Genomic DNA, 12277 nt, shown 5'->3' with positions numbered 1-12277 from the left:
TCTTGAAGTTATTTAATGTCGTTGGTTTTCGCGGCTTTAATGAATTCCTCGTCCATTTTATGGTTTATTGGTTGTTGTCCAAGCCCGTTTAAAAGTCCCAAAAAAACGAAGCAAAAAGCAGCACAAATATTTTTCATTACCTACAACTAATTTTTAATTGTCTACAGTAAATACAAATATCTTATTGCTAAACCGGAAAAGCATTGATATATGTCAAAGTTTTTTCCTGAATAAAAAATAGTTTCTATGGTTAATCTAATGAATACTTAAACTTTTGTATCCTAGCTGTAAAATCTATATTTTCAGTAAACTCTAACTTAGGGACTTTTTATAATTCAACTTCTACAAGAGAACTTAATTCAAATTCTTCCCTAATTATTTCCAGATTCTCGCCTTCGGAAGAGACTTCAGTTGGTAAATAATATGATACTCCACAAGGTATTTCAGTGAATTTTGCTTTAAAATCAAGATCAAATGAGGTAGAATCATTTATATGTATTCGATATGTAAAGTTTTCTTCTCTGGGTATATATAGTGAGAGTGTGTTATCATATTTTCTAATCTCCGAATCGGGGGGTAAAGATTCATAGGCCGGTATATAAAAAAAATTGGCTCCAGAAAAACTTCCTTCTACCGAAATGCTATCGGGATTAATAGTACCGGTTTCAATTAAATTACTCCCATTATCATCTACTATTTTAATATATAAACTGGGAAATTCAGGGTCAAAAAGGTGACAGTCAATACCATTATCATCAGATTTTGAACAAGCTGAAACTAAAATGGATAGTAGTAAAATTATTAATGGTTTTTTCATAATAGGTGTTTAATATTAGATGTTACGACATAAAAAAGGTTGCTTTAAATATCAATATTATTTGTGGAAATATAGGTGATTGGGTAAGCGTAACTTAAAGGGCCTATTATTTTTCTTTTATTTTAAAAGCTTATTCCTCCATCACACCGGCTTTTTTTAAGTGTTTTACGACTTCCTCTTTAGGCAGGGCTTTTATGGTTCGACCTTTAAAACCGGTGGTGGTTTCAGCCATAAACAGAGAGTTTAAAATGGCTTCTTCGGTAGCTTCAATAGCTGCCATAAACAATGGCGACATCAAATCGTTGGGCACTACTTTTTGTGTTAAGGTTTTGTTCTCTATTTTATAAGGGATTCTCATTTCTTTGGCGGTAGAAAAGGAAATTATATAATCGCCACTACCATTGGAAGCAATACCACCGGTTTTTCCCAAGCCCAGGAAAGCTCGTTTTGCCAGGCGTTCCAGGTTTCGGTTGCTTAAAGGTGCATCGGTGGCCACTACTATCATACAGGAACCGTCTACATTATTCTGTAAATTATTGCTAAAACTGTAATTGCCCAGCTTTTGCCCCACCGGAACCCCGGCAATTTGCAAGACCCCACCAAAATTACTTTGTACAAGCACTCCCAGGGTGTAACCGCCCAGGCTCTCCGGTAGTTTTCGGGAAGCCGTGCCAATTCCGCCTTTATAACCAAAAGCGATGGTGCCTGTGCCGGCACCAACATTTCCTTCAGTAACTGAACCGTTTTTCGCATTCTCAATCGCTGAAATTACATCGGCCTTTTTCACATGTTGCCCACGAATATCATTTAAATAACCATCATTAGTCTCGCCCACCACAGCGTTTACCGAACGCACATCTTCATTTTCAGGCAGGTTGAGTGTATATTTTATCACCGCATCCATAGCGGTTGGAACATTTAAAGTGTTGGTAAGGATAATAGGAGTTTCCAGGTTGCCGAGCTCGTTAATTTGGGTACTGCCTGCCAGTTTTCCGAAGCCATTTCCCACAAAAACCGCTGCGGGTACTTTTTGCTGAAAAATATTCTCGCCGTGCGGAAGAATAGCTGTAACGCCTGTTCGCACCGAATCGCCTTTTATAAGCGTAGTATGCCCCACTTTTACACCCTCAACATCGGTAATCGCGTTTAAGGTTCCAGATTGCATAACCCCAATTTTAAGCGGAATCTCCTCTACACGCTGCTGGGCGTTTAGCACATTCAACATAAAAAAGAATAGCGAAGTGAGTAGGAGGAGGGATTTTTTCATTGATAATTTGACTCTTAAATTTTGATAATGTGGAAAGTTACAAAATAAATAGAATGGTAATTTTAGAAATCATTAGAAGGGTTTTCTTTAATGGCCTAATTTTGTACATCCTTTTTCGCAGAATATGTGAACAAAACCCCGAGATTCAGGATGGTCGATTTTTCAATCGGGCATCCGCGGGGTTTTGGTCACGGTTTTTGGCATTTTGACAAAAAATTCCTTGAAAAAGGCGTCTTTTTCTTTGCTTCGTTTCTTTTGGACGAGCAAAAGAAATGAAGGGCAGATTAAAACTAACTAGGATTCAAGTGGAAATAACAAGGAAGGAAAATGTGAATGAAGAAGTTATTCCTTTCAATATTAACCTGCTGTAGTTCAAATTATACATTGTATCTTTGCACCCGCTTTTAATTAGCTGTTTAAAATTTTTTCAGACTTCATCTATACGTCATCCTGAACTTGTTTCAGGATCTAGGTTGTTCGTAATGGAGTCATATTAGAAGCTGAACCAAGTTCAGCTTGACGAATAAAAGTTATAGAGCAGCTTTTAGAAAACAATATTATTATGAGGACAAAGTCGATAAAGAAGAACCGTATTAATGTAGTAACCCTGGGTTGCAGTAAGAATGTGTACGACAGTGAAGTGTTGATGGGTCAACTTAAAGGTAACAATAAAGACGTAGTGCACGAGCAAGACGGAAATATTGTGGTGATTAATACCTGTGGATTTATAGACAATGCCAAAGAAGAATCGGTTAATACCATCCTTGAATATGTAGGTCAAAAACAACAGGGGGAAGTAGATAAGGTTTTTGTTACCGGTTGCTTAAGCGAGCGCTACAAACCCGATTTGCAAAAAGAAATTCCTGATGTAGACCAGTATTTTGGAACTACCGAGCTTCCCGGCTTATTAAAAGCCCTGGAAGCCGATTATAAGCACGAGTTATTGGGTGAACGTTTAACAACTACGCCTAAGAATTACGCTTATCTTAAAATTGCCGAAGGTTGTGACAGGCCCTGTTCTTTCTGCGCTATTCCGCTAATGCGCGGTGGCCATAAATCGACTCCAATTGAAGATTTGGTTACAGAGGCTAAAAAACTTGCCGCCAATGGCGTAAAAGAACTAATCCTAATCGCGCAGGATTTGACCTATTACGGACTTGACCTTTATAAAAAACGCAATCTGGCCGAATTGCTTGAAAATCTGGTGAAAGTTGACGGAATTGAGTGGATTCGTTTGCATTATGCATTTCCAACCGGTTTCCCAATGGATGTGCTGGATGTGATGAAGCGTGAGCCTAAAGTTTGTAATTATATAGATATTCCGTTACAGCACATCAATACTGAACTATTGAAATCTATGCGCCGGGGAACCACGAGCGAGAAAACTACAAAACTGCTAAGAGATTTTAGGAAGTATGTTCCTGAAATGGCCATTAGAACTACACTTATTGTAGGATATCCCGGTGAAACCGAAGAGCAATTTGAAGAAATGAAGGCCTGGGTAGAAGAAATGCGTTTTGAGCGTTTAGGCTGTTTTACCTATTCTCACGAAGAAAATACGCATGCTTATAATTTGGAAGACAATGTTCCGCAAGAGGTTAAACAAGACCGTGCCAACCAGATTATGGAAATTCAAAGTCAGATTTCCTGGGAGTTAAATCAGGAAAAAATAGGGCAGGTTTTTAAAGTGGTAATCGATAGAAAGGAAGGGAATTATTTTGTAGGTAGAACCGAATTTGATTCGCCCGATGTAGATAACGAAGTATTGATAGATGCTACTTCCATATATCTTAAAACAGGCGAATTCTATGAAGTAAAAGTAACCGATGCGGCCGACTTTGACCTTTATGCCGAACCAATACACGAAGCACCAAAACCGGTAAGAAAAGAATTGAAAGTGAAAACGATGTAAAGTTCGTAAACCGGTAACTTTCAATCTCTATACTGAAAAAATATGCCCTGCGGAAAAGGTGTCCAAAAACAGGCTTTAAGTCCGGCTGCTTTTAATGCAGAATTCGTCCAGGTATTGCAGGTTTTAAAAAGGTTAAAAGAAGTTTCAGCTGAATAAAACGCATCATTTCTATAATAGTGTAAACCTGAAATAGGCAGTATTTCTTGCTTGTTTTCTGCTTTTACAGTTTTTAAAATATATTCAACTAGCTTGTTGTATTCATCTTCTGAAACTGAAATTTTTACCAGGTTATTGGAAGCCGGTATTTTTTGATAAAAGCGAGTGTGCAATGCACTTTGAGATCTTAGAAAAAGCGCTTTAAAAGCCACATCCAGTTTTAGATCTTCCCATCGCGGGGTGTTTCTGTAAAAATTGAGATCACCCCAACCAAACCCTATAAATTCAGAATTTTGCGGATTTGATAGTGTATGTTGCGGTTTAAAAATCCTGTTCCATTGTATAATGTCTGACTTTACCGGTAGTAGAATATCGGTGTGCATATCCTGTTTATAGAGATAAATATTAATTTTTGAGTTTTTAGTTTCGGGATTAGAATTCACAGGAATTAGCGAGCCAATTAATACCATCACCAGATAAAATAAAGCCGGCGATAAAAGGATTAAAAGGAATTTGAAGAAGTAGCGTAAAGCTTGTTTCATAGGTTTAAGGTATTGAATTTTCATGTTTTAAGATAAACCAATCTTTAGTAAGCACTTTTAATGCTTTACATTAAGATGGAAAACGGCGGTATTATTCGAAACCTGAAAAGTTGCCACAAATCCACGAATATTGTGAGTTTCGATAATTTTTAGCTGAAAAATATTTTTTTGAACTAAATTCTAATAAAATTAAACCCTTCCGACTTCTTCCGCTATCGCAGAAGAAGCCACCTTCCCTTACAAAGGGCAGGAGCATTTTTAATTCAATTAAGTAACGAGATAAGTCTGCTCCCCCTCCTCCGCGAGGAGGGGAATGAATTCTCCGCAGGAGAAGAAAGGGGTGGTTCCCGCTTTCTATTTCATTCCTTAGTAATAATGAGTTGAAAGAATCTTGCTGGATCCAAACTATAGCCAATGCGACAATCTGTTTTTAATTGGTCCCGTTCTTTTTCCCTCGATGAAAAAGAACCAAAAAATCCAGACTTACAAAAATGGATCTAAATTTTACGTTCGATGTCTAAATTTTCTGAACTCGCGAGAAAAGGAGAAGTAACGATAAAATGTCTTTTCGCTCAAACAGCATAAAATTTAAACGTCATCTCACTTTAAATTTAACGATCAATTTTTGATAGGTCATTAGGACAACTAAAATAATAAAGTTCTGTTTTTTGTCTTTTTGCCTAATTAAGGTAGCAGTATTTCGGGATTAATTTCGAAACGAGTGCAGTATATCCTTGGACTCGTCATCCCGAATTAATTTCGGGATCTAAGTTGAAATTAAGTTCCAAATCACTTTTTATTTTATCCGGATTATCTACGTACAATTATTTAGACCTCACAGGTTTTAAAAACCTCGTGAGGTCTAATCTTTCCTTACAATTCCTGCATCACCAAATACGTAGTATAACTTAAGTAAAATGCCAGCAAAATTATAGCTTCCCATCTATCCAGGCGTTTACGTTTTCCTGTGAACATTGCTAAAAGCAGAAAGAGGGTTCCTCCGGCAAGTATATAAAGATCCTGGTTAAAATTAAGGTTGAATTCTATGGGCCTTATCAATGAAGCGGTAGAAAGAATAAGGAAAATATTGAAAATATTAGAACCAATGATATTTCCTACTGCTATATCGGCATTTTTCTTAGTTGCTGCCACTACAGAAGTCGCTAATTCCGGAAGGGAAGTGCCGGCTGCCACTACGGTAAGGCCAATAATCTTCTGACTAATACCCATATTTTCGGCAATCTCTATGGCGTTATTTACTACCAATTGTCCGCCTAGAACGAGTCCGGCAAGGCCGCCTATTATAAAAATACCTGTCTTTAGAGGAGTAAGCTTTTTAATAGTTTCATCTTCGGCTACCTCATCACTTTTAAGCTGCTTATACACGTAAAATAGAAATGCCATGAAACATACAAGTAAAAGAAATCCGTCAAAACTGCTTAAAATGCTTGTTTGGCCGGGAGCAATAATTTGGTCGTTAAGCATCATAAATAAAATAATAACGGCAATAAGTGAGATAGGGATTTCTTTCCAGGCGGTACTGGATTGTACCGCTAACGGAGTGATGATCCCGGTAATTCCAAGAATTATAAAAAGGTTGAAATTATTACTGCCAATCACGTTTCCAAAAACAATATCAGCATACCCATCTGCAGCGGCGAAACTATTTACTACCAATTCGGGCGCCGAAGTTCCAAAAGCTACAATAGTTAGTCCTATGGCAAGATTGGAAATATTGAATCTTTTAGCCAAAGCCGAGGCACCATCAACCATATAATTTGCGCCAAGAATAAGAATAACAAGGCCCAAAACAAGTAATAAAGAAGCTATAATCATTATTCTTTGGTATTATTTAGCAGTATTGGTTTTCCCAGGCCAAGCTCTTCTAATTTACTTAGTTGGGTTGCTGCATCCCCAACAATTAAAAAGTACATTTTTTCAGGATTAATATATTTTTCGGCAAGTTCCCTAATATCCATAACGGTAAGTTCGTTTACTACTTTTTCGCGCTGTTGTATAAAATCTTTATCTCTACCATAGGTGCTTATTTCACTAAGCATATCTAATTTGGCATTTAAAGTTTCAAATTTTCGGGCGTTACTTTTTATCATAAATCCGCGGGTCACTTCCATATCTTCCCCATTAAAAGTTGAAGGATAATCTTCAATAATTTCTTTAATTAATTTAACAGCATCGTAGGTGATATTGGTTCTTACACCCGTAGATATTAAAAATGTACCGGTGTTTTTTCCTGCCTGGAACCTGGATCGTATGCCGTATGTATAGCCTTTGCCTTCTCTCAATTGCTGTGTGAGTTGTGAGGCAAATCCGCCACCGCCTAAACGGTAATTCATAACCTGGGCTGCATAAAAATCGTTGTGGGTAGCGGCCAGGGCCGGAGCGCCAAACCTAATCACCGATTGCTTTGCCCCGGGAACATCATAAAAGTAAATTTGCGATTTCTCGGGAAGCTCAGGTTGAGCAATTTCCGGTATTTTAACCGATTTAGGCGGCCAGGCTACTGAAAGCCCCCGAATACCCTTTATCGCTTCTTCTTTTTTAATCGCACCGGCTATGTGAAAAACACTGCGTTTTGGAGAAAGATATTCGGAATAATAATCTTTTAAATCTTCTAAAGTAATAGCTTTAACCGAAGCTTCAGTTCCTAAATTATTTTGCCCTAAAATATGCTTTTCACCATAAATAAGTTTTCTAAATTCGTTATCGGCAATACGGTTAGGATCGGCTTGTTCGCGCTGTATTCGGCTAAGTGCCTGTTGTTTTATTAGTTTAAATTCGGTAGCATCCCAACGGGGTTGCAGTAAGATCTCCTGCACCAGGTCTATGGTTTTTTGATAGTTTTTGGCTAGCGTACTGCCGCTTAAAACCATTTTTTCGTCTCCCGCATCTATCCTGATACTTGCCCCTAACAATTGAATGGCTTCTTCCAGTTCTTTAGGTGTTTTATTTTTTGTGCCTTTGGTCATTAAATTGGCTAATAAGTTTGAAACCCCAACTTTATTGGGATTTTCAAGCAATAGGCCGCCCTGCATTTCCAGGCTAAATTTTACTAAAGGAACTTCATTATTGGTAACTCCGTATAGTTTAAGTCCGGATGGAAGTATTTTTTTCCACATATCAGGAGTTGTTAATTGAGGTGTACTTCCATAAGGCGGCTCTATACTGCGGTCAAAACTGGATGCGGTTTTCTGGTATGAGGCTTTTTTAGAAGAGTTAACCTCTTCTTCGGCATTTGCTACAATCTTTTCTTCTGCAACATCGGCTTCAGTTGAATTGTCAAGGGCCAGTTCGGTTTGTCCTTTCGGTACAAAACCAGTGGCTACATAATTTTTGGCTTTTATATATTTGTTATAAACTCGCATCACATCTTCAGCAGTAACAGCCAGTATTTTTTCTACGTCTTTATTGATATAATTCGGATCGTTTGCGAAAATTTGATATTGCGCCAATTGAAAGCCTTTTCCTAAAACACTGGAAATACTATTGTAAAAATTGGTTTCCTGTTGCGCTTTAATACGCTCTAAGTCTCGCTTCGGAATTCCTTCTGCTTCAAACTTTTTTAATGTTTTAAAAATTTCATTTTCCACCAGGTCTAAGTCAACCTCATTAAAAGCGGTCACCTGAAGCATTATTTGTCCTGCCAATTCTGAAGTATAATTGTACATTTCTACGCGATCTGTAAGCTCTTTTTCGGCAACTAAGTTTTGGTATAATGGTGCATTTTTACCTTCACTTAAATAATTTACCAAAACTTCTAAGGCATACGAATCTTCATGATACGAATAAACACCAGGCCAGGCGATGGTTAATTCTGGAAGCCTGGCGAAATTATCTTCGTAATATAGTTTTTTGGTTTCCTCAAGTTGTACCATTTGCTTTTCCTGGCGTTCAACCTCAGGGCCACGTGGAATTTCATCAAAATATTTATGAACCCATTCTTTGGCCTGCTCTCTGTTAAAATCGCCTGCGATAGTTAAGCTTACATTATTTGGAACATACCAGCGGTTATAAAAGTCTTTTACGTCCTGCAAGGTAGCGTTTTGAAGATCTTCTAAAGACCCAATTACCTGCCAGCTATAGGGATGCCCTTCTGGGTATAGGTTTTTATCTATCACATACATAGTATGCCCATAAGGACGATTGTCTACACCCTGTCTCTTTTCATTTTTAACTACCTGCTTTTCTTTATCCAGCACTGGTTGGGTAACGGTATTTATAAAATATCCCAGTTTATCGGCTTCGGCCCATATCATTTTTTCCAGCGCGTCTTTAGGTACGGTTTGAAAATAATTGGTACGATCACGGCTGGTAGAGCCATTGGCTCCCGAACCTCCAATTCTGGCACTTAATTTATCGAGCCCGCCTTTTCCTAGGTTCTCAGATTCTAAAAACAATAAATGCTCAAAGAGGTGGGCAAATCCTGTTCGTCCTTCTTTTTCCCGGGCAGAACCTACGTGGGCAGTAAGTGCTACAGCCACCACGGGATCTGATTTATCTATATGAAAAATGACATTTAAACCATTTTCTAATGTAAAAGTTTCAAAATCTACATTGAAATTTGTTGATTCCTGAGATTGAATATTTTGAGTAATAGCAAAGCTACAAAGCAGTAAGAGTATAATTTTGAATTTCATTCAATTGAAGTTTTAGCTACTCAAAATTAGTATTTATTTCGATTGTTTCAGAATTAAATCATTGGAGGTCTAAAGATTGCCAAGAATACACGAATATTAGATTTGTAATTGCGAGACCTGTTTTTAAAGGCGCCGGCAATCTTTCGTTGGGAATTACACTACTGTTTAGCGTTTGTGGTTTGTTGTTTACTCGATAATCGAGATTTAAATGCTCGTAGGCTTGTCTCGAATCAAAATGGTGCCAATAAAATTGTTCGTGCATTCGCGGCAAATTTCTTTTTTTAAAGTCTGAACTTATTATTGTTTACAAAGAAAACTGAATTAGCAAAGAACAATTTCCCATTCTCCCAAAAAGCACGGAATAATGGATTATCTACCATATAAATAATGCTTCCGCTACCCATTCTTTCTTCTCCAAAAACCAGGGAATTTTCAAGGTTCTTAACCGCTGAACTTCCCGCAAAGCCTGCAATTATTTCCGGTTGCTGTATATAGCCTACGTTATAGCCATTCTCCAGGAATTTATAACTACTGTTGCTCAACTTTAAGCTAAAATATGTGTCGTTGTAGCCAAAAGCCATAGGGTGGGTCTTGTCCAGTTTGGTTTTTATAATACTTCCCGTAATCATGCTTTTTATGGTCTCCCGCTCCCTTTCAGCATAAGGAATTAAACTCTCAACTTTGGTAGTATCTTTTGAAGTTGGTTTATTGTGCTTTAGGTTAAAATCTTTGTTTGCAGCAAAAAATCCAACAGCGCGCCCCATGGCAATAAGCTTACCGCCATTGCTAACCCAATCTTTTACTTGTTTTAAAGTATTTTCATTTAAAATACTGTTGTAATTAGCTTCCGGTAGTATTAAAACATCAAACTGTGCCAGGTCTATACTTTTAAAATAATTGGTGTTTATGGAGGTTAGCGGGTAGTTAAGGTTTTGCTCAAAAAAATGCCAGATTTCCCCATAATTTAATGAAGAAACTCCCTCGCCTTTTAAAATAGCCACTTTTGGTGCATTGATTAGTTTCATTTTAGGCGACCCAAAATCGGGGCCGCTACCGGCAAAACTTGTATTTGCTGCAACAAGATCACGTTGGTGTTTATTGGCTATTTTAATTAACGTATTGTCAAAATCTGTATGAGCTTTATTATCGCTTTTAGTGATAATTAAACTACCGCGATCAAACTTCTTATCTTCAATAGAAAAAGCTGCTTCGGTAAAGCGCACTTTTATACCTTCTTTTAGCAATTCGGCTAAAAATTGAGCGTCCTGGATGGCGTTCCATTTAGAAATATAACCGGCACCTAAAGGCTTTGCGGTATTTTTAATTTCAGAAACTTCAGAACTTACTTTTGTTTCAATAGTTCTTGTAGCGGCTATGGCTTCCAGGCCGTAAGCATAAGGCAGGCTCCAGGCGGTGATATCGTATGTTAAAGAATCGCTTAGCCTTGTGGTAGGCTCAAAAAGTACGTTTACCATTTTTCCTTTAGGCTGTTGTGTACTAATTACCAGGGTGTTTTCATCGGCTTTTAAATTGCCTTTTTTAGCTTCAGAATAATTAAATCCTCTAATATTTTCGCTGTTTGCTTTTTTATAGGTGATTTCATGCCTGTCCAGTAATTTTTTAAGCGAAGCAATCTTATCGGGGTTTCCCTTTACAGCGTAAGACTTATATTCTAAATCCTCATTATTAAAGTACTTTTTGAATTCAGAATTTAAAGCCTGGGTGTTTTTGCTGGCAATTTCTATGGTAGAAAGTCCCGTAGTGTGGTGGTGTGCTACCCGGTCTTTTAGGGTGAGTTCGTAAGCTTCGTCGGTATTAATCCCCAACCCGGCGCGTCCGTGGCCGGCCTGTTCGTAGGTCATACCAATAGCTCCCATATAGGTAGGGTAGGTGTCTCCATAACTTGGGTAGAGTAAATCAAAGCGCTCTTTGGTAAAAAATAACCAGCCTTCCTCATCAAAATATTTAGCGTGATTCTTTCCAATTTCGGTTTGAAAATCTTTTTGGAAAGGAGTGATGATTTCGTGAAAGGGTTCTGCGGCCGGAGCGAAGTAATAAGGATCGTTAATACCCTGTTCGTGAAAATCTACGTGAATATGGGGCATCCACCGGTTATAAATTTTAAGGCGTTGCTGCGTTTCCACCTGCGTGGCCCAAGCCCAATCGCGGTTAAGATCAAATAAATAGTGATTGGGTCTCCCGCCGGGCCAGGGTTCATGATGTTCGGCGGCTGCCTGTAAGGGGCTGTAAGGTTCGGCTTTTACCTGGTTGTACCAATTTACATACCTGTCGCGACCATCGGGATTTACACTGGGGTCCATAATTATCACCGTATTTTGCAGGTAATCCTGTTTTTGGGTAATGAGTTCGTACAGGGTTTTTATAGCGGCTTCGGTACTGGAAGCCTCATTGCCGTGTACATTGTAACTTAACCAAACAATAGCCTTCTCGGCTTTGGTTTCAGTTTTAGCAATGCCGGTGTTTCCAAGATGATTTTTTCTAATCTCTTCCAGGTTTTTTAAATTTTCTTCCGAAGAAATTATCGCATAGATAAGTGGGCGGCGTTCATTGGTTTTTCCATAGGTATGGTATTGTACCAGGGGAGAATTTTTAGCAACGTGATCAAAATAATCTACCACATCGGCGTGACGGGAGAATTGCTCTCCAATTTTATAGCCCAGAAATTCTTCCGGACTTTGCAATTGTGCCTGAATTTGTACACCTAAAAAAAGAAAGACAGCAAAAAGTAAAGTTGGTTTCATTAGTTGATTTTAAAGATGAATCATTGTTTTTTTCTAAAATCTATTTTATACGTCACCCTGAATTTATTTCAGGGTCTAAGGAATTAGAATTTAAAACTTATTAGAAGCTGAAACAAGTTCAGCTTGACGTTTGATTATATATCATCAATAATCGAGTAAAAACAGT

8 protein-coding genes are annotated in these 12277 nt (G+C 38.0%); 1 reads left to right on the top strand and 7 read right to left on the bottom strand.

Annotated features, from left to right (window positions below; translation table 11 throughout):
- Positions 1-8: 8 nt before the first annotated feature.
- The 3 genes from GUB10_RS16040 to GUB10_RS08085 form a co-directional block, all read right to left on the bottom strand.
- Positions 9-137: a hypothetical protein gene (locus tag GUB10_RS16040; RefSeq protein WP_255527999.1), complete on the bottom strand. Its 129-nt coding sequence runs from the start codon at positions 135-137 to the stop codon at positions 9-11.
- A 191-nt stretch (positions 138-328) separates the two neighbouring features.
- Positions 329-817, bottom strand: coding sequence for a hypothetical protein (locus GUB10_RS08090; RefSeq protein WP_193710941.1), 489 nt, complete (start codon positions 815-817; stop codon positions 329-331).
- 130 nt (positions 818-947) lie between these two features.
- Entirely contained in the window at positions 948-2084 is a 1137-nt protein-coding gene (locus tag GUB10_RS08085) for a P1 family peptidase (protein ID WP_193710940.1), read from the bottom strand.
- Between the two features lie 562 nt (positions 2085-2646).
- Between GUB10_RS08085 and rimO the strand changes: the two genes are divergently transcribed.
- Entirely contained in the window at positions 2647-3996 is a 1350-nt protein-coding gene (gene rimO, locus GUB10_RS08080; RefSeq protein WP_193710939.1) for a 30S ribosomal protein S12 methylthiotransferase RimO, read from the top strand.
- A gap of 20 nt (positions 3997-4016) precedes the next feature.
- On the opposite strand, the gene GUB10_RS08075 is transcribed toward rimO, so the two are convergent.
- The 4 genes from GUB10_RS08075 to GUB10_RS08060 all read right to left on the bottom strand — a co-directional run bounded on the left by GUB10_RS08075 (position 4017) and on the right by GUB10_RS08060 (position 12111).
- Positions 4017-4718: a TIGR02117 family protein gene (locus GUB10_RS08075; protein WP_227740349.1), complete on the bottom strand. Its 702-nt coding sequence runs from the start codon at positions 4716-4718 to the stop codon at positions 4017-4019.
- Positions 4719-5567: 849 nt separating this feature from the next.
- Positions 5568-6530, bottom strand: coding sequence for a calcium/sodium antiporter (locus tag GUB10_RS08070; RefSeq protein WP_193710938.1), 963 nt, complete (start codon positions 6528-6530; stop codon positions 5568-5570).
- Positions 6530-9349 (bottom strand): pitrilysin family protein, encoded by a 2820-nt coding sequence (locus GUB10_RS08065; protein ID WP_193710937.1) that lies wholly within the window; start codon positions 9347-9349, stop codon positions 6530-6532. The genes GUB10_RS08070 and GUB10_RS08065 overlap by 1 nt, the downstream gene beginning before the upstream one ends.
- 281 nt (positions 9350-9630) lie before the next feature.
- On the bottom strand, positions 9631-12111 hold the full coding sequence (locus GUB10_RS08060) for a M14 family zinc carboxypeptidase (RefSeq protein ID WP_193710936.1): 2481 nt from the start codon (positions 12109-12111) through the stop codon (positions 9631-9633).
- Positions 12112-12277 lie beyond the last annotated feature (166 nt).

It is taken from the genome of Salegentibacter sp. BLCTC, from assembly GCF_015143665.1.
GTDB classification, from domain to species: domain Bacteria; phylum Bacteroidota; class Bacteroidia; order Flavobacteriales; family Flavobacteriaceae; genus Salegentibacter; species Salegentibacter maritimus.
This window is presented reverse-complemented; position numbering and strand designations above follow the sequence as displayed.